General features: G+C 64.8%; 19 protein-coding genes and 1 tRNA gene. 11 read left to right on the top strand and 9 right to left on the bottom strand.

From position 1 onward, the window contains the following. Complete coding sequence (locus VIK36_RS18415; RefSeq protein ID WP_224027039.1) at nucleotides 1-936, top strand: phosphoribosylaminoimidazolesuccinocarboxamide synthase; 936 nt, start codon at nucleotides 1-3, stop codon at nucleotides 934-936. An 87-nt stretch (nucleotides 937-1,023) separates the two neighbouring features. On the opposite strand, the gene VIK36_RS18410 is transcribed toward VIK36_RS18415, so the two are convergent. Continuing rightward, entirely contained in the window at nucleotides 1,024-2,289 is a 1,266-nt protein-coding gene (locus VIK36_RS18410) for a helix-turn-helix transcriptional regulator (protein ID WP_324643121.1), read from the bottom strand. Nucleotides 2,290-2,417: 128 nt separating this feature from the next. On the opposite strand from VIK36_RS18410, the gene VIK36_RS18405 reads away from it, so the two are divergent. Beyond that, entirely contained in the window at nucleotides 2,418-2,645 is a 228-nt protein-coding gene (locus VIK36_RS18405; RefSeq protein ID WP_324643120.1) for a hypothetical protein, read from the top strand. A gap of 153 nt (nucleotides 2,646-2,798) precedes the next feature. Here the strand turns inward: VIK36_RS18405 and VIK36_RS18400 are convergent. The 5 genes from VIK36_RS18400 to VIK36_RS18380 form a co-directional block, all read right to left on the bottom strand. Further along, nucleotides 2,799-2,875, bottom strand: a tRNA-Pro gene (locus tag VIK36_RS18400). Nucleotides 2,876-2,957: 82 nt separating this feature from the next. Then, the gene (locus VIK36_RS18395) at nucleotides 2,958-4,784 is read right to left on the bottom strand and encodes an ABC transporter ATP-binding protein (RefSeq protein WP_324643119.1); all 1,827 of its coding nucleotides are present in this window, start codon (nucleotides 4,782-4,784) and stop codon (nucleotides 2,958-2,960) included. Next, entirely contained in the window at nucleotides 4,781-6,589 is a 1,809-nt protein-coding gene (locus VIK36_RS18390; protein WP_324643118.1) for an ABC transporter ATP-binding protein, read from the bottom strand. The genes VIK36_RS18395 and VIK36_RS18390 overlap by 4 nt, the downstream gene beginning before the upstream one ends. 132 nt (nucleotides 6,590-6,721) lie before the next feature. Beyond that, entirely contained in the window at nucleotides 6,722-7,666 is a 945-nt protein-coding gene (locus VIK36_RS18385; protein ID WP_324643116.1) for a metallophosphoesterase, read from the bottom strand. A gap of 6 nt (nucleotides 7,667-7,672) precedes the next feature. Next, nucleotides 7,673-9,997 carry a transglycosylase domain-containing protein gene (locus VIK36_RS18380; protein ID WP_324643115.1) on the bottom strand — a complete coding sequence of 775 codons (2,325 nt, stop codon included), beginning with the start codon at nucleotides 9,995-9,997 and terminating at the stop codon, nucleotides 7,673-7,675. Nucleotides 9,998-10,034: 37 nt separating this feature from the next. Here VIK36_RS18380 and VIK36_RS18375 point away from each other — a divergent pair, with 37 nt between their 5' ends. From VIK36_RS18375 to VIK36_RS18340, 8 genes are all read left to right on the top strand, one after another. Continuing rightward, entirely contained in the window at nucleotides 10,035-10,190 is a 156-nt protein-coding gene (locus tag VIK36_RS18375) for a DUF4177 domain-containing protein (RefSeq protein ID WP_009359196.1), read from the top strand. Between the two features lies 1 nt (nucleotide 10,191). Then, the gene (locus VIK36_RS18370) at nucleotides 10,192-10,725 is read left to right on the top strand and encodes a RidA family protein (RefSeq protein ID WP_255173267.1); all 534 of its coding nucleotides are present in this window, start codon (nucleotides 10,192-10,194) and stop codon (nucleotides 10,723-10,725) included. A gap of 15 nt (nucleotides 10,726-10,740) precedes the next feature. Beyond that, nucleotides 10,741-11,652, top strand: a complete 912-nt coding sequence (locus VIK36_RS18365; protein ID WP_324643111.1) for an NUDIX hydrolase — start codon at nucleotides 10,741-10,743, stop codon at nucleotides 11,650-11,652. A 62-nt stretch (nucleotides 11,653-11,714) separates the two neighbouring features. Next, nucleotides 11,715-12,716: a LacI family DNA-binding transcriptional regulator gene (locus VIK36_RS18360; RefSeq protein WP_324643110.1), complete on the top strand. Its 1,002-nt coding sequence runs from the start codon at nucleotides 11,715-11,717 to the stop codon at nucleotides 12,714-12,716. 214 nt (nucleotides 12,717-12,930) lie between these two features. After that, entirely contained in the window at nucleotides 12,931-14,265 is a 1,335-nt protein-coding gene (locus tag VIK36_RS18355) for an extracellular solute-binding protein (RefSeq protein ID WP_324643108.1), read from the top strand. Nucleotides 14,266-14,362: 97 nt separating this feature from the next. Further along, nucleotides 14,363-15,271, top strand: coding sequence for a carbohydrate ABC transporter permease (locus VIK36_RS18350; RefSeq protein WP_159635166.1), 909 nt, complete (start codon nucleotides 14,363-14,365; stop codon nucleotides 15,269-15,271). Nucleotides 15,272-15,273: 2 nt separating this feature from the next. Then, entirely contained in the window at nucleotides 15,274-16,170 is an 897-nt protein-coding gene (locus VIK36_RS18345; RefSeq protein ID WP_224027033.1) for a carbohydrate ABC transporter permease, read from the top strand. A 55-nt stretch (nucleotides 16,171-16,225) separates the two neighbouring features. Further along, nucleotides 16,226-17,764 (top strand): alpha-N-arabinofuranosidase, encoded by a 1,539-nt coding sequence (locus VIK36_RS18340; RefSeq protein ID WP_324643107.1) that lies wholly within the window; start codon nucleotides 16,226-16,228, stop codon nucleotides 17,762-17,764. Between the two features lie 58 nt (nucleotides 17,765-17,822). Here the strand turns inward: VIK36_RS18340 and VIK36_RS18335 are convergent, their stop codons facing one another. Then, nucleotides 17,823-18,500 carry a Crp/Fnr family transcriptional regulator gene (locus VIK36_RS18335; RefSeq protein WP_011775987.1) on the bottom strand — a complete coding sequence of 226 codons (678 nt, stop codon included), beginning with the start codon at nucleotides 18,498-18,500 and terminating at the stop codon, nucleotides 17,823-17,825. Between the two features lie 196 nt (nucleotides 18,501-18,696). Here VIK36_RS18335 and VIK36_RS18330 point away from each other — a divergent pair, with 196 nt between their 5' ends. After that, nucleotides 18,697-19,881: a MarP family serine protease gene (locus VIK36_RS18330; RefSeq protein WP_324643104.1), complete on the top strand. Its 1,185-nt coding sequence runs from the start codon at nucleotides 18,697-18,699 to the stop codon at nucleotides 19,879-19,881. 39 nt (nucleotides 19,882-19,920) lie between these two features. Here VIK36_RS18330 and aroQ read toward each other — a convergent pair whose 3' ends face one another. Then, on the bottom strand, nucleotides 19,921-20,385 hold the full coding sequence (gene aroQ / locus VIK36_RS18325; protein WP_324643103.1) for a type II 3-dehydroquinate dehydratase: 465 nt from the start codon (nucleotides 20,383-20,385) through the stop codon (nucleotides 19,921-19,923). Between the two features lie 40 nt (nucleotides 20,386-20,425). Beyond that, nucleotides 20,426-22,660 carry an alpha-galactosidase gene (locus VIK36_RS18320; protein WP_324643102.1) on the bottom strand — a complete coding sequence of 745 codons (2,235 nt, stop codon included), beginning with the start codon at nucleotides 22,658-22,660 and terminating at the stop codon, nucleotides 20,426-20,428. Nucleotides 22,661-22,716 lie beyond the last annotated feature (56 nt).

Raw genomic sequence — 22,716 nt, 5'->3', positions numbered from 1 at the left:
ATGACTACTCCCGAGAACCGCGGCTACGCCACCGACACCCTGGACCTGCCCGGCTGGAAGCACATATATTCCGGCAAGGTCCGCGACCTCTACGAGCCCGCCGACGAAGCCGTCCTTCAGCGGTTCGGGCAGGACTGCGTGCTGGTGGTGGCCAGCGACCGCATCAGCGCCTACGACCACGTGCTGTCCAGCGAAATCCCTGACAAGGGGCGCATCCTCACCCAGCTGAGCCTGTGGTGGTTCGACCAGCTTGGTGTTGAACACCACGTGCTCGGCTCCACCGTTGAGGACGGTGTTCCCGCCGAGGTTGAAGGCCGGGCCATGATCTGCAAAAAGCTGGACATGTTCCCGGTGGAGTGCATTGCCCGCGGCTACCTCACCGGTTCCGGGCTGGTGGAATACAAGGCGTCCGGAACGGTGTGCAACATTCCGCTGCCGGAGGGGCTGGTGGACGGATCCCGGCTGGAGCACGCGATCTTCACCCCGTCCGCCAAGGCCCTGATCGGCGAGCACGACGAGAACATTACCTACGACGCCGTGGTGGCCCTGGTGGGGGACGACATCGCCGGCCGCCTCAGCGAGCTGACCCTGAAGATCTACACGACGGCGGAAAAGATCGCCCGGGAGCGCGGCATCATCCTGGCGGACACCAAGGTTGAATTCGGGTACGACGCCGTCTCTGGCTCGATCACCCTTGGCGACGAGGTGCTGACCCCCGATTCCTCGCGCTTCTGGGACGCAGCCACCTACAAGCCGGGACAGGCCCAGCCGTCCTACGACAAGCAGTACGTGCGTGACTGGCTGACCTCGGCCGAATCCGGCTGGGACAAGTCATCCGACACCCCGCCGCCGGCACTTCCGGCAGACGTGGTGGACCGAACCCGCAGCCGGTACGTCGAGGCGTACGAGAAGATCACCGGTAAGACCTTTTCCTAGGACGCAACCAAAAGCCAGGTGAGCCCGCCGTCCGCGGGCTGGCCTGGCTTTTCGGTTAACTGGCTTTCTGGTTAGCGGGCCCCGTGGTCAGCTGGCTTTGGAAGCCGCCGCCGCGCGTTTCTGCGCCAGTTTGATTTCAAGGATGGCGTCCAGCGCCTGCTGCACCCGGTCCTGTGCGCCGGCTGTAGCGAAGGCCTTCCGGGCTTCTTCCAGATGCACGAGTGCCTCATCGAGTTCTCCGGATGCTTTGAGCGACTTTCCGAGGAGAAGGGAAACCTCTCCGGAAGTGTGCTTGGCGAGGGCTTCGCGTCCTGCATGAATTTCACGCAGTTTTTCGACCGCGGCGACAATGTCCCCCGTCAGATATAGCCAGCGGGCACGAATGAACGCGACTTCCAGTTCATCACCTTTTGTACCGCTCACGATGGAAAAGGCCAGTTCAGCGCGCTCAATCGCCGACAACGTTTCAGGCTCCACGATTCCCGCGGACAATCGGACAGTGGCCGAAGCCTTGTTGAAGCGGGCCCACAGCTCGATGTCATTGGCTGGGGACAGGAGCTTCGCGGCGCGTTCGTGGTGCTTGACCCCTTCTGTGTAGTCATGCCGAATGAAAGCGACGTTGCCGATAACCCAGGCCACCTCGCCAGCCAGCTGGGACATTGAATTCTCATCTACCTGGGAGCTCATGATCTGGCAGTACTGCCACGCTTCGTCCAGCCTCCCGCTTTCAGCCAGGGCTGCGATCAAAGCCCGATAAGCACCAATAATGATGATGGAACCCTTGGGCAGGGTCTCGGCCAATTTGACTGCCGTCAGCGCGTGGTCCGCGGCAACGGAGAGCTGGCCTTTCCTGTGATAGATGGTGGCCAACATTTGGCGGGCCCGAACGCCCAGCCCGGCTGACTCTCTTGCCATAGGATGGTTTACAAGCCGTTCGACAATCTGTTGACACTCATCAAATTGGTCACTCTTGAGCAAGCATTCAGCCTGCATGTAGGTCATGTTCCACCAGGCGCTGGTGTTCTTGCCGTCAAGTGCTATCCGCGCTGCGGTGGCGGCATGGCTTGCCGCGAGTGAATAATCCCGGAGATCCCACGCTTGTCGCGCATACAGCCCGGCGAGAACGTACTCGGCGTCAGTGACCGAGATTGGCTGACTCCATTCCTCCAACGCTTTCGGCGCGAGTTCCAGCCGTCTGGCGAGTTCCTCTATGACCTCCGCGGTCGGCTCGCGACGGCCGGTTTCGAGGAGCGAGATGTAGCTGGGTGAATACAGGTCCTTGCCCAGTTCGGCCTGAGTCAGTCCACGCTCAAGGCGCTCCGCCCGGAGCTTTTCTCCGAATCCGTTGCCCACGCGTTTCCTCCTTCTGGACAGCTGGGGCGGCAAATGCTTGACAGCCCCTGTGGAAAATATTTTACAATGTGTGTCAACAAGGACAGTGCTGGCTTTGTAACGAATCCGACTCGTATTGAGGAACCAACATGTTGAAGAAGATTGCAGCGGCAGCTGTAATGGCGGGTGCTTTGGCATTCTCCGCTGCCGCGCCCGCCGTCCTGTCCGTAGGCTCGGTAGCAGACAACTCGGGAACGTCCGTAGCCACCGGTATCTGGCCTGACCCGATGTCCAAGCCGGTCAAGGGTAAGAAGGCAACGTCAACGACGGACACCACGTACACCACGTACACGGGAATCTGGCCCGACCCGATGTAAAAAGGCTTCCTCACAACAGGAGGCGAAGGCAGCCCCGGAGCAACAGCTCCGGGGCTGTTCCTTTTAACTGATGGGTGTCACATGTGGGGATTTGCCGTAACCACATCGAGATACAAAAAAGAGGGCCTCCGTAAGGAGACCCTCTTTTCGTTATGGTCGGGATGACAGGATTTGAACCTGCGACCTCTTCGTCCCGAACGAAGCGCGCTACCAAGCTGCGCTACATCCCGATCCGCTGCAAAAGCAACTTTACAAGGATAGCCGATCCAGGGTCCCGATGCGAAATCCGGACGCCGGGAACCTTCGGGAACCTTAAACCAACGAACCCTTCCATGCCCCGTGCAGGTCAGCGAACCGGCCACCCCCGCCGATGAGTTCTTCAGGGGTGCCGTCCTCCACGATCCGACCGTCGTGGACCACCAGGACACGGTCCGCCGTCTCCACCGTGGAAAGCCGGTGGGCGATGATGAGCGCGGTCCTCCGCGCTGCTTCCGTTCCGGCCAGCAGCCTGGCCAGCCCGGCCTGCACCAGGCGTTCGGACGGGATGTCCAGCGAGGAGGTGGCTTCATCCAGGATCAGCACCGCCGGCCGGGCCAGGAAGGCCCTGGCAAAGCTGATCAGCTGGCGCTGGCCGGAGGAGACCCTGCCGCCGCGCTTGTTGACGTCCGTGTCGTAGCCCTCGGGAAGTTCCAGGATGAACTCGTGTGCTCCCACTGCCTTGGCAGCCTCTTCGATTTCAGCGCGTGACGCCTCCGGCCTGCCCAGGGCGATGTTGTCCGCCACGGAGCCGCTGAAGAGGAACGCTTCCTGGGTGACCATGACGATGTTCCGGCGGAGGTCGGAAGTGGCCAGGTCCCGGAGATCCACACCATCCAGGGTGAGCGTGCCGGAGGTGACGTCATAAAACCGGGCGATGAGTTTGGCGAGGGTCGATTTCCCGGCACCCGTCTGGCCCACCAGGGCCACGGTCTGCCCGGCGGGAATGTGCAGGTCCAGGGTGGGCACCACCACGGGGCCGTCGCCATAGCGGAACTCAACGTCGTTGAAGTCGATGCGCCCCGTGGCGCTGGGCAGTGCGATCGGGTTCTTTGGCGGCCGCACCGTTGGCACCTCCTCGAGGAGTCCGGAAACCTTCTCCAGGGCTGCCTGCGCGCTCTGGAACGAGTTGTAGAACATGGCCATCTGGTCCACGGGCTGGAAGAACCGTTTGGTGGACAGAATGAGGGCCAGGAGCACGCCCACGGCAAGGTCGCCGCCCAGCACGCGGAACCCGCCGAAGAGCAGGACGACGGCGACGCAGACGTTGCCGATCAGCACCAGGCCGGGCTGGAAGATGCCGTTGAGGTTGATGGAGCGGACGGTCACCAGCCGGTAGTCCTCAGCCAGTTTCCCGTAGCGCTCCGAGTTTTCCCTCTCCTTGCGGAAAGCCTTCACGGCGCGGATGCCGGTCATGGTTTCCACGAAATGCACAATCAGCCGGGCAGAGACCACGCGTGATTCCCGGAAGGCGATCTGCGAGTGCTTCTGGTACCAGCGCGACAGGAAGAACATGGGCACACCGGCGGCCAGCACCAGCAGCCCGCTCCGCCAGTCCAGGGCAAAGATGGTGGCAGCGGTGAAGGCCATGAACAACATTCCGGAGGCCAGCGAGCTGACGCCCGAGTCAAGGAGCTCCCGCAGCGCCTCAAGGTCAGAGGTCTGCCGCGCGATGATGCGGCCTGAGGTGTACTTTTCGTGGAACTCCAGGCTGAGCCGCTGGGTCTGCCGGAACACGCGGACCCGGAGGTCCAGCAGCATGGCCTGGCTGAGCCGCGCGGTGGAGGTGACGTACAGGGCGGTGAGTCCCGCCGTCGCAACCGCTGCCAGCAGGTAGGCGACTCCGGTGAACACCAGCGGGAGGTTGTTGCCGGCCTGGAGGGCGGGGAGGGCGTGGTCGATGCCGAAGGCGATCAGGGCGGGCCCCGCCACCCGGGCGGCCTGGGAGAGCACCACCATGGCGATGGTCAGCCAGAACCGCACCCGCACGGGACGGATCAGCGACCCCAGCAAAGCGAGCGACCGGCGTCGTACTGCCCGGCTCTCCGCCTTGGTGAGGTGGGCGTTGTCTTCGTTGGCTGTGCCGAACGATGCGGTAGTCATCGGGTCACTTCCTCAGCCTGGTCCTCAAGTGCCGACAGTTCGGTGTCCAGGTCCCGCGGCTCCCGGTCCAGGCTGGCGATGACGTAGCGGTAGTGCTGGTTGCGGGCCAGCAGTTCGGTGTGCGTTCCCACGGCGGCAATGCGCCCGTTTTCCAGCAGCGCCACACGGTCAGCGAGGGCTACCGTGGACGGCCGGTGGGCCACGATGAGGGTGGTGGTGTCCTTCAGGACCTCCCGGAGGCGTGCTTCCACCAGTTCCTCGGTGTGGACATCAAGGGCGGACAGGGGATCGTCCAGGACCAGGACGCGCGGACGGGCGGCGATGGCGCGGGCCAGGGCGATGCGCTGCCGCTGGCCGCCGGACAGGCTCAGGCCCTCCTCGCCGATCAGGGTGTCCACGCCCTGGGGCAGGGAGTAGGCGAAGTGGGCCTGCGCCACGTCGAGGGCCTCGTCCAGGACCTCCTCGGAGCGGACGGGCGCGCCGAGCAGGACGTTGTCCCGCACCGAATTGGAGAAGAGCGTGGTGTCCTCGAAGGCCACGCCCACAATCCTGCGCAGTTCCTCCACCTCGAAGTCCCTGATGTCCACGCCGTCGATGCTGATGGCCCCGCTGGTGACGTCGTAAAGGCGCGGCACCAGCTGGATCAGCGCACTTTTTCCGCTGCCCGTGATGCCAACCAGGGCCATGGTTTCCCCGGGCCTGACGTCGAGGTTGATGTCCTTGAGGATCGGCTTGTCCGGGGCATCCTCGAAGGCGAAGGTGGCGTTGGTGAAGTGGAGCGCACCGGCCAGTTCGCCTGGCCGCCGCGGCTCCGCGGGGCTGCTGATGGTGTTCCGGGTGTCCATCACTTCGTAGTGGCGGTCGACGGCGGTCTTGGCGGTAAGTGCCATGGCCAGCAGCATGCCGGAGAACTCCACGGGGGAGGCGATGACTGCCGCAGTGGCGAAGAACGCCACCAGGGCGCCGATGCTCAATTCGCCGCTCGCGCACAGCATGACACCCACCACCAGGCCGGCACCCAGCGCCAGCTCGGGAAGCAGGGTGACCACCAGGGTGAACGTTGCCTGGTGGCGTGCCTTCTCAATCTCCGTCTGGCGCAGTTCCTCAGCCTGCTCGTTGAAATTCTCCAGGGCTTCCCGGCTCCGCCCAAACGCCTTGAGCACGCGGATGCCGTGGACGGATTCCTCCACCGTGGTGGCAAGGTCGCCGGCCTGGTCCTGGCTGCGCCTGGCCACCTTGCTGAACCGGGTACGGAACCGGAAGCTGTTGATGATGATGGGAACGGCGGCGGCAAGGAAGATCAGGGCCAGCTGCCAGCTCATCGCGAACATGGCCACGATGCCGATGACCACGGTCAGGGTGGTGACCACCAGCATGATGGCGCCGAAGGCCATCCACCGCCGGAGGAAGTTCAGGTCGGTCATGGCACGGGACAGCAGCTGCCCGGAGCCCCACCGGTCGTGGAAGGAGACGGTCAGTTCCTGGAGATGGTCATAGAGCGACACCCGCATCCGCGTTTCCACGGTGGTGGCAGGGTTGATCACGAACTGCCGGCGCAGGGCCACCAGTCCCGCTTCGGCGACTCCCAGTACCAGGATGACGCCTGCAGAGGTCCAGACCGCCTCCGTCGAACCCCCGGGCTGCAGGGCAGTGTTGACCAGGACCCGCAGCACCTGGGGGATGGTCAATGCCACCACACTGGCCAGAAGTGCGCAGAGAAGGCCGAGCAAAAGCCGGGGGATAATGGGCCGGACGTGCGGATAAAGACGGCTGATGGATCGGAAAAAGGGAGTCTGCTTGGCCATGCCCGCTTCTCAAGCTCTAAAACGAATGTAGTTTCCTCTAGCAACAACCCTAAGCCATTGAGTGAGACGATTCACAGGGATGCCGCGGCCCTTTGACTGCTTCCCCAGTTATTGCACCCTGTAATGCGACGCTCAGCTGGGGGAGGTCAAGGTCAGCAGGACAGCCTCCGGCTTGCAGGCGATCCTGACGGGGGCGAAACGCGAGGTGCCGATCCCGCCGGAGACGTTGACCGGCGTCGTGCTTCCGTTGCTTGACCAGTCGTTGAGGCCCTTGGCCCGCCAGGTCGGAATGTCGCAGTTGGCGATGATGGCGCCGTAACCGGGGAGGCACAGCTGGCCGCCGTGCGTATGGCCGGCCAGCAGCAGGTCCGCGCCGTCCTCCGTAAAGTGGTCCAGCACCCGCTGGTACGGCGCATGGATGACGGCAATCCGGAGGTGGTCATTCGAATCCTGGTTGACCGTTCCCCGGGGCCAGCCGGCATACCGTTCCCGCTTCAGGTGCGGATCATCGACGCCGGAGAAATCGAAGCGCATGCCGTTGAGGACAACCGACTGGTGACGGTTGGTCAGGTCCACCCAGCCGCTCATGCCAAACCCTGAACGCAGGCGCGGCCAGTCAAGGGCAACAGGTTTGGGCTTCACCTTGGACGGTCCCAGCAAGTAGGACGCGGGATTCTTCGGGCTGGGTGCGAAGTAGTCGTTGGAACCCGGGACGAAGACGCCGGGGAACCGCAGCAGCGGCTTCAGGGCATCCAGCAGCGGGTCCACTGCTTTGACGTGGCTGAGGTTGTCGCCTGTATTCACCACAAGGTCCGGCCGGAGGTCGGCAAGTGACCCAAGCCAGTCAGCCTTCTTCTTCTGTCCGGGCACGAAGTGGATGTCGCTCAGGTGCAGGATCCGGAAAGGGGCCCTGCCGGGCGGGAGGATGGCCAGGGTTTCCTCGCGGAGGACGAATTGGTTCTTCTCCCACAGGCCATACCCGAAAGCGGCCATTCCGGCCGCGGCCCCGGCTCCGGCAGTGACGGCAAAGCCGCGCCCCATTGAACGGGCGCGGCTTGCCAGGCTATCGATATTCATGCGTGTCTAGCCGTTTCCCTTGCCGTTGCCGTTCCCATTGCTGGTGGGGGCGGGCGCCGGTGCCGGCGCCTGGGTGGCCGGCGCCTGCGTCGCCTGCGGGGCGGGGACAGGAGCCTGGGTTGCCTGGGGAGTGGTCCGTCCAGGCGTCGTGTTGGCGGTGGTGCCATTGATCATGTTGCTGGGAGGCGCGGGGAACGGGTTGGTCCCGTAGGCCGGAGCGATCTTGGTCATGAAGTTGGAGAACATCGGCCCGGCGATCATGTAACCGTCGATGCCCTGGTAGAACTTCCCGTTGACGGTGATGTTCTGTCCCGCGCGGCTCTGTCCGCCCAGGGGGTCACCGAACCAGGCGGCGGTGGCCAGGCCGGTGGTGTGGCCAACAACCCAGGTGGAACCGTTGTTGTTGGACGTACCGGTCTTGGCGCCGATGGGGAAGCTGGTCTTGGTGGAAAGCCGCGGCTGGATCAGTGCGCCAGAGCCCCGGTTCATGACTTCCTGCAGCGCGTAGTTCACGCCGCGGGCGACCTCGGGCTTGATGGCATCGCGGCAGCTGCTGGACTGCGCCGGGAGCTGCTTGCCGGTGGCGTCCACAACCGAGGTGATGGCGATGGGTTCGCAGTACTTGCCGTCATTCGCGAAGGTCGCGAACGCGCTGGCCATGGTGAGCGGTGATGTCTGGGTGGAACCGAGCAGGTTGCCCAGCGTCATCATGTCCACCTTGGGGTGCGGCTCGCTGCCGTCTGCCGAGGGCAGTCCGCTGTGCAGGCCCACGGCGTCGACGATCTTCTGGATGCCGCAGAAGTCCAGCTGGGCCGCCGACGCGAACGTCACGGTGTTGATGGAGTTGTAGAGGCCCTCAAGGACGGTGAGCGGGCGGTACCACTGCGGCTCAGCGTTCTGGAGGTCGTCCGCTGCGCCCAAGGACTTCTGCGCCGTGTTGTACGCGCCGTTGACCTTGCCGCAGGTGTTCTTCCACGGGTAGTTGAGCGGATACACGCGCTGGGCTGCGTTGACCACCGTGTTCATGGTCTTCCCCTCATTGAGCCACTCAGCGAAGGTAAAGGGCTTCATGGTGGATCCGGGCTGGAAGCCGCCAACACCGTTGAGGTCGTTGCCGTCCTTGTCCAGCTTGTCCACATTGAAGTTCAACTGGGAATCAAAGCCCTGGCCGGGCAGGAACGTGGTGTTCTGGGCCATTGAGACGATCTTGCCGGTACCCGGCTGCACGGACACCATCGAGGAGCCCCACTTATCGGGATTGGCCCCGGTGGCGGCGTTGACCTGCTCCTGGGCCGTGGCCTGGGCGTTGGGGTCAAGGGTGGTGGTGATGGTCAGGCCGCCGCCGTAGATGAGGCGCTGGCGTTCCTTGACGTCCGCTCCGTAAGCCGGGTTGTTCTCCAGCAGGTGCAGGATGTAGTCGCAGAAGTACGGGGCGGAAGCGGCGTATGCGCAGCCCTGCTTCGGCTGGGTCACCTTGGGCTCCACCGGCGTGGCCACGGCGGCCTGGTATTCCTCCGCGGTGATCTTGTTCTGGTCCTTCATCAGACCCAGCACCAGGTCACGCCGCTGCTTGGACTTCTCCGGGTTGGTGATGGGATCGAAGGCGGAGGGGCTGTTCACCAGGCCTGCCAGGAGCGCTGCCTGCGGCAGGGTCAGATCCTTGGCGGTGGTGCTGAAGAAGTAGTGGGACGCCGCTTCAATGCCGTAGGCGTCACGGTTGAAGAACACGATGTTCAGGTAGCCCTCAAGGATCTGGTCCTTGGTGAACTCCTTCTCCAGCGCGATGGAGAGCTTCATTTCGCGGAGCTTGTCGCCCACGCCCTTGTTGACGCCATTGAGCTTGATCTGGTCCTCTTCGCCGGCGGCTGCGAGGTTGGCGTTGAGGACGTTGTTGACGTACTGCTGCGTGATGGTGGACGCACCCTGCTTGTTGCCGCGGGCGGTGGCGACCAGCGCGCGGAGGATGCCGGTGGTGTCCACACCGCCGTGCTCGTAGAACCTGCTGTCCTCCACCGCGATGATGGCGTTCTTCATGTTCGGTGAAATCTGGTCCAGCGGAACCTTGGTGCGGTTCTCCGTGTACACGCTGGCGATCTCGCTGCCGTCGGCAGCCAGGATCCTGGTGGTCTGGCTCGGCGGATCAACCTTCAGTTCCGCCGGAAGGGAATCGAAGAAATCGATGGAACCGCTTGCCGCGCTGCCGGAGACGGCGGCGGCAGGGACCAGCAGGCCCGCCACGAGGACACCGCAAATCGCGCTCACACCAAGGAAAAGAAGGATCTTACCCAGTGTGGTGGCAGTGTCGAATAAGGGGTTGTTGCGAGTCGCCATGTTTTCCACTTTACCGGCAAGGGCTACGCTTTCTCTCATGACCAAATGGGAGTACGCGACGATTCCGCTCATCATCCACGCCACAAAGCAGATCCTGGACCAGTGGGGAGAGGACGGCTGGGAGCTCGTCCAGGTAGTCCCCGGACCTGACGGCAACGGCCTTGTCGCCTACCTCAAGAGGGAGAAGCAGTAGCATGAGCACCCCCGCAGAAGCCCAGTCCAGCGCCGCAACGGCGCCGGTATCCGCCGTCGAGCAGCGCCTCGCTGAACTTGGCCTCACCCTTCCCGAGGTTGCCGCGCCGGTGGCCTCCTACGTTCCCGCCGTCGTCTCCGGCAGCCACGTCTACACCTCGGGCCAGCTGCCGTTTATTAACGGCAAACTCGAAGCTACGGGCAAGGTGTCCGCCGGTACGGAAGGGTTCGCCGAGGAGCCCACCGTTTCCCCGGAGGACGCCCAGCGCTACGCGGCTGTCTGCGCGGTCAACGCACTGGCCGCCGTCAAGAGCGTCATCGGGGACCTTGACCGCATCACCCGCATCGTTAAAGTTGTGGGATTCGTCGCCTCGGACCCGACGTTCACGGGCCAGCCCGCGGTCGTCAACGGCGCCTCGGAACTGCTGGGCCGCGTCCTTGGCGACGCCGGGCAGCACGCACGTTCCGCCGTCGGCGTTGCCGTTCTTCCGCTCGACTCTCCCGTAGAGGTCGAGCTGATCGCCGAATTCAGCTAAGACCGGACACTTCCCTTGCCGCACCTCGCACGACGCCTTTTTGCACTGCCCCAGGATCTTGAAGGGGCAGCACAAAGCTGGCTCGAACACGGCGAGCGGACCCCCAGGGCCGCCCGTTACGCATCATCCGTAGTCCTCCTGCGTGATTCCCCCACCGGCCTGGAGACGTGGTTGGGTTACCGGCCAGGCTCCTCGCCGCTGGGGGTCCTCGCCTTCCCCGGCGGGTCCCTTGACCCGTCCGACGACGAGCCCATGGGTTGGCTGGGCCCGTCGCCGCAGCATTGGGCTGAGCAAATGGGAACGGACGACGTCGGGCTGGCGCGGCGCCACGTGGTGGGCGCCATCCGGGAGCTCTTCGAGGAAACCGGCATCCTGCTGGCGGGTCCGGACATGTCCAATACAGTCGAAGCGACGTCAACCTCCGAATGGATGCGTGCGCGCGTCGCGGTTGCGGACCAGGAGAAGACCCTGGCCCAGGTGCTGGGAAAGCGCGGGCTCTCCCTGCGCACCGACCTGCTCAAGTCACTGGTCAACTGGCGCAGCCCCGACTTTGCACACCGCAGGTTCGACACCCGCTACTTCGCCGCCACCCAGCCGCTTGGCCAGGAACCCTCGCTGCTTGAGGGCAAAGGCGTGTGGGGCAGGTGGGTCAACGCCGCGGAGGTGGTCCAGGAGCGCAACACCAGCAAGCTCGGTGACGAGGCCGGCCAGGAGAACACCGTGGGCCGTCCGCTGGGCGAACTGCTTGTCCCGGGTTCCGAAATCATGCTCGAGAAGATGGCGACGGCCAACGGCTGCATCGCGTATCTGAGCTACAAGCGCAAGCCGCACGTGTACCAGCCGTCCCTGGTTGAAGAGGACGGCAGGCTCATGCTCGAAGTCGAGGCAGCCAAGACCGTGGCGGGAGACCACCAGCGCGAGCGCTGATGCTTTGCCGGGCCGGAGTATAAACTCGTCACCACAGCCACACCGGGAGCAAGGGGGCGCGTTTGCGCGCAACGGTCAAGGACGTCGCGCGCCTCGCGGGGGTTTCGCCAAAGACGGTTTCGAACGTCATGAACGGAATTGTTCCGGTCAGCGGCCCCACCAGGTTCAAGGTGGAGCAGGCAATGGCGGAACTGGATTACGTCCCGAACCTCTCAGCCCGGGGATTGCGCAACGGCAGGTCTGGCGTCATTGCCCTGGCATTGCCTGACCTGGGCACCCCGTACTCCGCTGAAATTGCGCACAGCGTAGTGGAAGTAGCCCATGAACAGGGCTGGAGCGTGCAGATCGAGGAGACAGGGTCCGATCCCACCCGCGAGTACGAGTTGATGTCCCGCGCGCGGTCCAACCTGATAGACGGGCTCATCCTCAACCCGGTGGTGCTGGACGAGAGTGCCGTCAAAGTGGGCGTTGCCCTGCCGCCAGTGGTCCTGCTTGGGGAAGTGTCCCAGAAGCTGGCCGACCGGGTGTGGGTGGACAGCGTCGCCGCCGCCCGTGACATGACACTGGCGCTCGGCAGGACGGGGAGGCGGCGCATTGCGGTTCTGGGCGCCGCCGGAGACAGGGGCTCCGCGGCCGCCGTCCTCCGCACCCGTGGGTACCAGGCCGCACTGGGTGAACTGGGCATTCCCTGGGATGATTCGTTGATCATCCCCTGCGAAAAGTGGAGCCCGGACATGGCAGCCCATGCTCTTTCCGCGTACCTTGACGCGCATCCGGTGCCAGAGGCGCTTTTCTGCTTCACCGATTCCATGGCGATCGGTGCCCTGAGCGTGCTGTGGAAGCGCGGCCTCCGGGTTCCCGACGATGTAGCCGTTGCCGGTTTCGACGACATCGCGGATGCGAAGTACGCGGTGCCGGCACTGACAACTGTTTCTTTCGACAAGCGCCGGGTGGCCAGTGAGGCCCTGCGGCTCCTCACCGAACGCATGCGGGACCGCGAGGGCCCGCAGCGGGTAGTAGCCGTCGATTACGAAGTCGTGGAGCGGGAAAGCACCTCCTCCTAGGCCCCGCCCGTAGCGCCGGCCCCGTCTTGGCTTGGAAACGAGACCGCAGGATTACTTTTGCGAACGCTAACAATTTTCATTGCAGGACACATTACATCGATGTAATGTGAGGCGTGCATCACACCGGGGCTGCGGGACTGCGATGAGGTACGTCCGGCAGCAACGGTTGTGGCAACGGAATGACTTTCAGCGGACCCATCCAAAGGAGTGACGGGTGAAGCAGTTTGATTTTTTCGACGACAGGCAGCTGTCCAGGCGCCGGCTGTTGTCCGGAACCGCAGCGTTGGGAAGCGTGTTCGCCGCGGCTGCCCTGTCCGGGTGCGGCGGAAATGCCTCCGCGGCGGCCCCCAGGGATATCCAGTTCTGGCATCTCCTTTCCGGTGGTGACGGCATCAAGATGCAGAACATGATCAGCAAGGTGAATGACGCCAACCCCGAGTTCAAGGTGCACCCGACCGTCCTTGCCTGGGGGCCGCCGTACTACACCAAGCTGGCCATGGCATCTGCCGGTGGCCGTCCCCCGCAGCTGGCCATCATGCATGCCAGCCGCGTTCCCGGCTATGCGCCCGGAGGCCTGATCGACCCGTGGGACCTGGACCTGTTGTCAGAGTTCGGGGTCACCAGCCAGAGCTTCGCGCCCAGGATCTGGGACAAGAGCCAAAACAACGGCAAAGTCTTCTCCATCGCCCTGGATTCGCACCCCTTTGTCATGTTCTACAACCGTGACGTGGCGGGAAAGGCAGGACTGCTTGGCAGCAACGGGCAGTTGCAGGAAGCGAAGTCCCCGCAGGAATTCATCAGCATCGCGCGGGAAATGCAGAAAGTGACCCAGGCGCACGGTCTGTCCTTCGGGTACCTCGGCAGCGGGTCACAGATGTGGCGCCTTTTCTACACCCTCTACCGGCAGCACGGGGCAGGCATGGAACTGACCCCCGGCAAACCAATGGTGGCCGACAACGAGGCCGCCGTTGAGTCCCTCGAGTTCATGACCTCACTGTTCGATGACACCATCGCGGCGCAAAGCGGCGACATCAGCACCGGTATCGCGGAATTCGCCCGGGGAGGATCAGGCATGCTCTTCAGCGGCGTCTGGGAGCTTCCCACCTTCAAGAAGGCAAACCTGCCCGTTGACGCCGCCACCATCCCCACGCTGTTCGGAACGCCGGCCGCCTACGCTGACTCGCATTCCTTCGTGCTTCCCCGGCAGCTGAACGTCGATGACGCCAAGCGCCGCGACGTCTACAAATTCGTCAGCGACATCCTCAAAGGCTCGCTGTCCTGGGCCGAGGCAGGACATATCCCCGCCTACCAGCCGGTGGTGCAGTCCCAGGCCTACCGCGAACTCACGCCCCAGATCCACTACGCCAACGCTGCAGACATCATCGCCTACGACCCGGAGGCCTGGTTCAGCGGATCGGGCTCCGACTGGCAAACGTACTTTGCGGAGACCGTGCAGAACGTGCTCCTCGGCCGCGACAAGGCAACTGATGGCTGGGATGCCTTCGTGCGGCGCACCAACACCCTGCTTTCCCGTCCCAACCCGGTTTGAACCGCCAAGCGACACAGGAGTCCAAATGAGTTCCGTAGCAACATCACACAACAACGACGGGGCGGCGGGCCCGCTGCCCGGGCTGTCCCGCCAAAGAATGTCCAGGCAGGCTGGGTCCAGGACCGCCGGGTCCCGTTCCCAGGGAAGCCGGGACAACCTCAACGGCTGGGCCTTTGCCGCCCCGTTCCTGGCATTCTTCCTGGTCTTCCTCGTCTGGCCCCTCCTTTACGGGCTTTACATGAGCCTGACCGGCAAGTCCCTTACCGGCGCCAACGACAGCCTGATTGGGCTGGCGAACTACAGCGAAGCCCTCGCCGACTCCGACATGTGGCATTCGCTGGGCAACACCCTCTACTTCACGGTCATCAGCACTGTCCCGCTGGTGGTCGTTGCCTTGGTCATGGCCGCCTTGGTCAATGTCGGACTGCCCGCTCAATGGCTGTGGCGGCTTTCCTACTTTGCCCCGTACCTGCTGGCCTCCACTGTCGTCTCCCTGTTCTTCACCTGGATGTACAACCCCCAGCTGGGCCTGATCAACGACTCGCTGGCCAAAATAGGGCTGCCGAAAGTTGCGTGGCTGAACGACCCCGGCGTCGCGATGTGGGCGATCGTCATCGCCACACTGTGGTGGACGGTGGGCTTCAACTTCCTCCTGTACCTGGCGGCGATGCAGAACATCCCCGCCCAGCATTATGAGGCTGCGTCGCTGGACGGCGCCGGTGCCTGGCGTCAGTTCTTCTCCATCACCCTGCCGCAGCTGGCCCCCACCACTGTGATGATCGTGCTCCTCCAGATCCTAGCGTCGCTGAAGATTTTCGACCAGGTCTACCAAATGACAGCCGGCGGCCCCGGCGGCGCCACCCGGCCTGTGGTGCAGTACATCTTCGAAACCGGCTTCACCGGATACCGCCTGGGCTACTCGGCAGCCATCTCCTACATCTTCTTCGGACTGATCGTGGCGGTTTCGGTCATCCAGTTCCTCATCACCCGCCGCAGGAGTGCATAGCCATGGCAACTGAAACCCTCGCCCGCCCTGTTCCCTCCACGGCCACGCCGTCCGCCGGCGGCAGGAACGGCCGCAGGATGAGCCCCGGCCGCGTTGCGGTCCTGGCAGTCGCCGCCCTGCTGGCCGTCCTCTGGATGGTGCCCTTCGCCTGGGCAACCGTCACCGCTTTCAAGAGCGAAACTGATGCCGCCGCTCCGAAGATCAGCTGGATCCCGCCGTCGGGCTTCACCGCCGATGCGTTCGTCAAGGTGTTCCAGGACGGCAACATCCCGCTCTGGACCTGGAACTCCCTGTACACCTCGGCAGCCATCACAGTGATCACGCTGGTCATCTCAGCGCTGGTGGCCTACGCGCTGTCCCGCATCGACTTCCGGGGCAAGAAGGTCCTGATGACCGTGATCATCGCGTCCATCATCGTTCCACCGCCGGTCCTGATCATTCCGCTGTTCTACCAAATGGTGGCACTGCACATGATCGATACCTCCTGGGCCATCATCCTGCCGCAGGTCATCCACCCCGCCATGGTGTTCGTGCTCAAGAAGTTCTTCGACCAGATCCCGCGGGAACTCGAAGAAGCCGCGGTCATGGACGGCGCCAGCCGGATGCGGATCTTCCTCCAGGTCATCCTTCCGCTGTCCCGCCCCATCCTCGCGGCCGTGGCAATCTTCGTGTTCATCGGCGCCTGGAACAACTTCCTCTGGCCGTTCATCGCCACCAACGACGGGTCCGTCCTGACCCTCCCCGTGGGGCTGCAGACCATCAAAAGCGCCTACGGCATCCAGTACGCCCAGAACATGGCGTCCGCGTTGCTCGCGGCCCTGCCCCTGATCCTGCTTTTCCTGTTCTTCCAGCGCCAGATCATCAAGGGCGTTGCGACGACGGGACTCGCCGGCACCTGACGCCCACCTTCGCTTTCCACCACCTGCCCGAAGTTCAACCAAGGAGATCATTCTTATGTCCCGCGCCAGAATCACCCTCGACCGCGACTTCACCATCGGCGAAGTGCCCCGGCGCCTTTTTGGCTCCTTCGTGGAGCACATGGGCCGCTGCGTCTACACCGGCATCTACGAACCGGGCCACCCGGAGGCCGACGAAAACGGCTTCCGCCAGGACGTCCTCAAGCTCGTCAAGGAGCTCGGCGCCACCGTGGTCCGCTATCCCGGCGGCAATTTCGTCTCCGGCTATGACTGGGAAGACGGAATTGGCCCCCGCGAAGACCGGCCGCGCAGGCTTGACGGGGCCTGGCACACCCTGGAAACCAACGCCTTCGGCCTTCACGAGTTCGTGGACTGGTCCCGCCAGGCCGGTACCGAAATTATGGAAGCCATCAACCTGGGCACCCGGGGAGTGGACGCCGCCCGCGCCATCGTCGAATACGCCAACCACCCGGGCGGCACCCGCCTTTCGGACCTGCGCGCCAAAAACGGCCACAAGGACCCCTTCAACATCAAGCTCTGGTGCCTGGGCAATGAAATGGACGGCCCCTGGCAGATCGGCCACAAGACGGCCGAAGAGTACGGCCGGCTTGCCCAGGAGGCGGCCAAGGCCATGCGGTTCGTCGACCCGGACATCGAACTGGTGGCCTGCGGAAGCTCCAACTCACGGATGCCCACGTTCGGAGCCTGGGAGCAGACCGTCCTGACCCACGCCTACGACGAAGTCGACTATGTTTCACTGCACGCCTACTACCAGGAGCATGACGGGGACGTCGGCAGCTTCCTGGCCAGCGCCGTCGACACCGACTACTTCATCGAATCGGTCATTGCCACCGCCGACGCGGTCCGGGCCAAGGGCAAGCACAAGAAGCACATCAACCTGTCCTTCGACGAATGGAACGTCTGGTACCAGCGGGGCCTGGACACGGAGGACCAGCCGCACAACGTGACCAAGGCCGGCTGGCGTGAACACCCGCGGGTCATCGAGGACAAGTACAACGTGACGGACGCGGTCGTCGTCGGAACGTTGCTCAACTCCCTTCTCCGGCACGGCGACCGGGTCAAGATCGCCAACCAGGCGCAGCTGGTCAACGTCATCGCCCCCATCTTCAGCGAGGAGAACGGTCCGGCCTGGCGGCAAACAATCTTCCACCCGTTCTCCAGGATGGCGGAACTGGCGAAGGGCCAGATCCTGCGGTTGTCCGTCGACTCCGACAAGTACACCAATACCCGGTTTGGCGATACGGACCTGGTCGATGTCAGCGCCACCTGGAATGAGGAGACGGGCCGGGTGGCCTTATTCCTCGCCAACCGCGGGCTCGAGGAGGCGGCGGACGTGGAGGTCAGCCTGCGGGGCTTCGACGCACAGCGGGTGGTCAGGGCGGAAGTACTGGAAATCCCTGACGGCGGCGACCGCTTCACCATCAACAACCAGGATAACCAGGACCGCGTGGGCCTGAAGTCGCTGGAGGGTGCCAAGGCAAACGGCTCTGAGCTGCGGCTCAGCCTTCCTGCGTTGTCGTGGGCCGTCGTCGAACTGGACGTGGTGAAGAACTGACTCCCGCATCCGCGCAACAAAAAAGGCCGCCCCGTGGGGCGGCCTTTTCTGTATGGTCCTAGCGGGAGCGCTGGCGGAGTCGCTGCATGTCCAGGATCACCACGGCGCGGGCCTCGAGCCGGAGCCAGCCACGCTGGACGAACTCGGCCAGGGCCTTGTTGACGGTTTCGCGGGAGGCACCCACCAGCTGTGCCAGTTCTTCCTGCGTGAGCTCGTGCGCCACCAGGACGCCGTCGGTGGCCGGACGGCCAAAGCGGTCGGCAAGGTCCAGCAGGGCCTTGGCCACGCGGCCCGGGACGTCCGAGAAGACGAGGTCCGAGAGGGAGTCGTTGGTGCGGCGCAGGCGGCGGGCCAGGGCCTGCAGCAGCTGGGCCGAGACCTCGGGGCGGGTGCGCAGCAGGGCGTTCAGGCTCTCGTTCTTGAGCCCGGCCAGCCGGGTTTCGGACACCGCGGTGGCTGTGGCGGTGCGGGGGCTGGGATCAAACAGCGCCATCTCGCCGAAGAGCTCGCCGGGGCCGAGGATGGCCAGGAGCGACTCGCGGCCGTCCGGGGACGTGCGGCCGAGCTTCACCTTGCCGGAGACGATGAAGTACAGCTGGTCACCCTGGTCACCTTCACGGAACACTGATGCGCCGCGGGAAAGGTCCACCTCGGTGAGTTCGTCCGTCAGCAGCCGGAATGCGTCGTCGTCGAGCGTGGCGAAAAGGGGTGCTCGGCGCAGTACCTCGATGTCCATGAAATCTCCTGAGTAAAAGTATCGGCTGTGGGCGCTTTTGCCATTGTTTCAGAATTTTCAAGGTTCTGTGACGAACTTGGCATGGGAAACGCCCGCAGGCAGCCCGCTGACGGTCCGCCGGAGGCCGCTGCACCCCACAGAAGATTGTCAGCGTCCGCCACTAGAATGGGGGTTCAACTGTAAATAAGGAGCCTTTGTGGTCGGCCTGACTGTCCTGGACGTTGTCCTGATCCTGGCGTTGCTGTCATACCTGGTCTACGGCCTCCGCAATGGTTTCCTGGTCACTGTCGGTGGCCTCGCAGGCTTTGCCGCCGGTGCCATCGCCGCTTTCTTTGCCGTCCCGCTGGTCAGCACCTTCGTTGAGGACCCCGGGTGGAGGCTCACCGCCATCATCGCTGCCGCCGTCGTCCTGATGGCACTGGGGCACGGCCTGGGAACCATGGTGGGGCGCCAACTCCGCGGCGTGGTGCGGATCAGGCCGCTCCGGGCGGTGGACCGGCTGGTAGGCGGGGCGCTGAACCTTGTGGTCTCCGCCCTGGTGATGTCCATGCTGGCATTCAGCGTCAGCTCCCTCGGCGTGCCCGTGGTGTCCCAGCAGCTGGCTGAATCCAAGGTGATCCGCTTCATCGACGGGCTGACACCTACCCCGGTCAAGGCCACCATGGCGGAGCTGCGGTCCACGGTGATCGGCAACGGCATCCCCACGCTGCTCGAAGGGCTGGACCAGGGCCAGGCCGTCCAGGTGCCCAACACCAGCACCAATACACCTGCACTCAACAGGGCTGCCCAGTCCGTCCTGAGGATCGCGGGCACGGCCTATGAATGCGGCCAGAACCAGACCGGCAGTGGCTTCGTAGTCTCGGAAGACCGCGTGGTAACCAACGCGCACGTGGTTGCGGGTGTGTCGCAGCCGGTGGTGGAAATGCCCGACGGCGGCGCTATGCCCGGACGGGTGGTCTACTTCGATACCCGCCGCGACCTTGCAGTCCTGGCCGTGGACAACCTGCCGTCCCAGCCGCTGCAACTGAGCCGCGACCTGCCCGGGGGCAGCCAGGCTGCGTTCGCCGGGTACCCGCACGGCGGCCCGTTCCAGTCCAAGCCCGCCACCGTCCAGGACATCGCCACCGTCCTGGTCCCGGACATCTACGGCAACAATCCCGCGCCGGAGGACATCTACCGCCTTGCCGGGGACGTCCAGCCGGGCAATTCCGGCGGCCCGCTGCTCACCACCGACGGCCAGGTGGCAGGCGTAATCTTCGCCAAGGCAACCTCGGACGCCGAGGTGGGGTTCGCCATCACCATGAATGACCTGGACCCCGTCGCGGAGCAGGCGACGTCGCTGTCCTCGCCCGTCTCCTCCGGGCAGTGCATCCAAAAATAGGGCACTGCATCCAGACGTGAGGGCACCGCGTCGCTCCGGCTACAGGACCTCGGCCAGGTAGTCGATGGCGAGCTTGTAGCCGAACACTCCAGCGCCCACGATTACTGCCGCGCAGACCGGCGACAGGTAGGAGTGGTGCCGGAATTCCTCCCGCTGGTGCACGTTGGTGATGTGAACCTCGACGGCGGGAAGCTGCACGGCTGCCAGGGCGTCCCGAAGTGCCACGGAGGTGTGCGTGAAGGCGCCCGCGTTGAGGACGATTCCCACGGCGGCGCCCCGGGCTGCGTGGATGGCGTCCAGCAGGACGCCTTCATGGTTGGACTGGACGCACTCCACGGCGAATCCGTGGTTCTTCCCGGCGGCCGCAGCCAGCTGTTCGACGTCGGCAAGGGTGGAGGTGCCGTACTTTTCCGGCTCCCGCGTACCCAGCATGTTCAGGTTGGGGCCATTGAGGACGAGGATGGTGCCGCGGCCGGCTTCGACAGTGGAGGAGGCTTCAGTCATGACTGCAAATCTATCGGTTGGCCCTCCCCGCCGCGCATTCTTACGAAGAATGCGCGCCGGGAACCGGCTGGAGCGCTGTGACCTTCAGCAGTACTGCGTGCTCCGGGTTGAGGATGGGCATGGGCAGCCCCACTTCTGCCAGGAACCTGCCGCTGGCTTCTGCGCCGCCGGCCACCCAGGCGGGCGGCTCCGCCTGCGTGTACGTGTGGGCGTAGTCGGCGTCATCCTGGGTGGGGAAGAGCACTTCCACCCGGTAGCTGCGGCCGGCGTCGAGCCCCGGGATGCCGATCCTGCCGGGGGCCTCGGCGGCCGAGGTGCGCGTGCTGACCAGGGCGAACAGCGCCGCCGTCGTTCCTTTCTGCACTTCAATGCTGTCCCCGGCAGGGCCGGCTGCCACGCCGTGCAGGAGCAATGAGTCGTCGGAGAGGTCGGCGTGGACCCGGCGGCCGCTGTGGATCAGGTCCCGGTGCTCCTTGTACAGCCCCACGATGCGCCGCAGCTCTTCGCGATCCTTGCCCTGGACGCCCCGGATGTCCCATTCCATGCCGAAATGTCCGAACAGTGCCGTGATGGCCCGGAAGGACAGGTCGTGGGTGCGGGCCGTGGTGTGCGAGGTGGTGGGGCCGATGTGGCTGCCCACCAGTTCGGGCGGAACCACCGCGCCGGTCCAGCGCTGGATGGTCTGCCGCTCCAGCGCGTCGTTGCAGTCGGAAGCCCAGACGCGGTCCGTCCGCTCCAGGATGCCCAGGTCGACACGTCCGCCGCCGGACGAGCAGCTCTCAATTTCGACGCCGGGGTGGGCCTTCCGGAGTTCGTCAAACAACCGGTACGCGGCCAGGGTCTGTGCGTGGACCGACGGCCGGCCGGCGTGGCCGTGTTCGGCCAGGTCACGGTTCTGGTCCCACTTCAGGTAGCTGATGTTGTTCCCGGCCAGGAGCGCATCGATCCGGTCGAAGACGTACTGCCACGCCTCCGGGTTCACCAGGTCGATGACGTGCTGGTTGCGCCACTCCAGGGGCAGCCGGCCGCCGTCCCTGTGCGCGGCGGCGGAGGGGCCCACGATCCAGTCCGGGTGCGCCCTGGCGACGTCCGAGTCCAGGTTCACCATTTCCGGCTCGACCCACAGCCCGAACTCCATGCCGCGCGAGGTGACCGCGTTGATCAGCGGGGCCAGCCCGTCCGGCCAGACGGTCCCGTCGACATACCAGTCTCCCAGGCCGGCGTGGTCGTCACGGCGGCCACGGAACCAGCCGTCATCAAGCACGAAACGCTCCACGCCGAGGTCGGCCGCGGACTCCGCCAGTTCAATCAGCGTGTCCAGGTTGTGGTCAAAGTACACCGCCTCCCACGTGTTGAGCACCACGGGGCGCGGTTTGCCTGCGGGCAGGCCGGTGGACGCTGCGGGCAGCACGTGGTGGGGACGGGAACGGAACCAGCTGTAGAAGGCTTCGGTGATGCCGTCCAGGCCGCGGTCCGAGTAGGCGGCGAACAGTGCCGGGGTGGTGTAGCTGCCACCCGGTTCCAGGGTGGCTTCCGACGGGCCCAGCAGTTCCGAGCCGCCGATCATGGTCCGGCCGTCGCCGATGGTGTCCGCGAACTGTTCGTGGTTGCCGCTCCAGGCCAGGTGCGTCGCCCAGACTTTGCCATGCCGGTTGCCGAAGCCCTGGGTGCCGGCGGCGAACAGCAGGGAGGAATCGTGGCCGGTGCGGCCGTGCCGGCCGGTCCGGACCCAGGTGCCTTGCTGGATCCGGTGCCGCTGCGGGTGGCGTTCCCGGCACCAGCGCCCGGTCAGGTCCAGGAGCTCGACGGCGTCCGGTGCCACCGGGAGGACGGTGGCCAGCTCGTCCACCTGGAACGGGGTGGTTCCATCATTGGTGACGGTGTGGCGCAGTTCCAGCAGGCCGCCGTCGTGAAGCTTAAGGGAGGACGAGACGCTGAGCCCGGCGTCGGCGTCGGCCTGGACGATGGTGGCGGCGGCACCCTCAGTGTTCACGGACGTAACGCGGAGGCGGGACGAGAAATCGAAGCCGGCGGCGTCGGCGGTGATCCGATGGCCGCGCAGGGCCGGCCGGCCCCGCCAGGCGGAAGCGGCCGAGGGGAGGAGGCCGGCGGGGACGTGGGCGTCAATGGAGGAATGCCCCACGGGAGCGCCCAGGATGCCGAGGTCCGGCACGTGTGCTCCCAGGTCGGCGCCCCAGTGGATGACCTCGGCCTCCCCGCTGTCGAAGCTGACCAGCAGGCTGGTGCCGGCGGAACGGAGGTACAGGGGGTCCATCACTTCTCCTACTGGGATGTCGAATGTGCCGGCGGTTTACCGGAACAAGGCCACCA

Source organism: Pseudarthrobacter sp. LT1 (assembly GCF_035621795.1).
Classification (GTDB): Bacteria; Actinomycetota; Actinomycetes; order Actinomycetales; family Micrococcaceae; genus Arthrobacter.
Note: the sequence above shows the minus strand (reverse complement) of the source record. Positions and strands in the feature narration are given on the sequence as shown.

Coding starts and splice junctions, on each gene's coding strand:
- VIK36_RS18385 (WP_324643116.1), bottom strand. CDS start 7,666: ATGAATATCGATAGCCTGGCAAGCCGCGCCCGTTCAATGGGGCGCGGC.
- VIK36_RS18370 (WP_255173267.1), top strand. CDS start 10,192: ATGAGCACCCCCGCAGAAGCCCAGTCCAGCGCCGCAACGGCGCCGGTA.
- VIK36_RS18380 (WP_324643115.1), bottom strand. CDS start 9,997: ATGGCGACTCGCAACAACCCCTTATTCGACACTGCCACCACACTGGGT.
- VIK36_RS18345 (WP_224027033.1), top strand. CDS start 15,274: ATGGCAACTGAAACCCTCGCCCGCCCTGTTCCCTCCACGGCCACGCCG.
- VIK36_RS18390 (WP_324643118.1), bottom strand. CDS start 6,589: ATGGCCAAGCAGACTCCCTTTTTCCGATCCATCAGCCGTCTTTATCCG.
- aroQ (WP_324643103.1), bottom strand. CDS start 20,385: ATGACTGAAGCCTCCTCCACTGTCGAAGCCGGCCGCGGCACCATCCTC.
- VIK36_RS18340 (WP_324643107.1), top strand. CDS start 16,226: ATGTCCCGCGCCAGAATCACCCTCGACCGCGACTTCACCATCGGCGAA.
- VIK36_RS18320 (WP_324643102.1), bottom strand. CDS start 22,660: ATGGACCCCCTGTACCTCCGTTCCGCCGGCACCAGCCTGCTGGTCAGC.
- VIK36_RS18405 (WP_324643120.1), top strand. CDS start 2,418: ATGTTGAAGAAGATTGCAGCGGCAGCTGTAATGGCGGGTGCTTTGGCA.
- VIK36_RS18335 (WP_011775987.1), bottom strand. CDS start 18,500: ATGGACATCGAGGTACTGCGCCGAGCACCCCTTTTCGCCACGCTCGAC.
- VIK36_RS18415 (WP_224027039.1), top strand. CDS start 1: ATGACTACTCCCGAGAACCGCGGCTACGCCACCGACACCCTGGACCTG.
- VIK36_RS18395 (WP_324643119.1), bottom strand. CDS start 4,784: ATGACTACCGCATCGTTCGGCACAGCCAACGAAGACAACGCCCACCTC.
- VIK36_RS18350 (WP_159635166.1), top strand. CDS start 14,363: ATGTCCAGGCAGGCTGGGTCCAGGACCGCCGGGTCCCGTTCCCAGGGA.
- VIK36_RS18375 (WP_009359196.1), top strand. CDS start 10,035: ATGACCAAATGGGAGTACGCGACGATTCCGCTCATCATCCACGCCACA.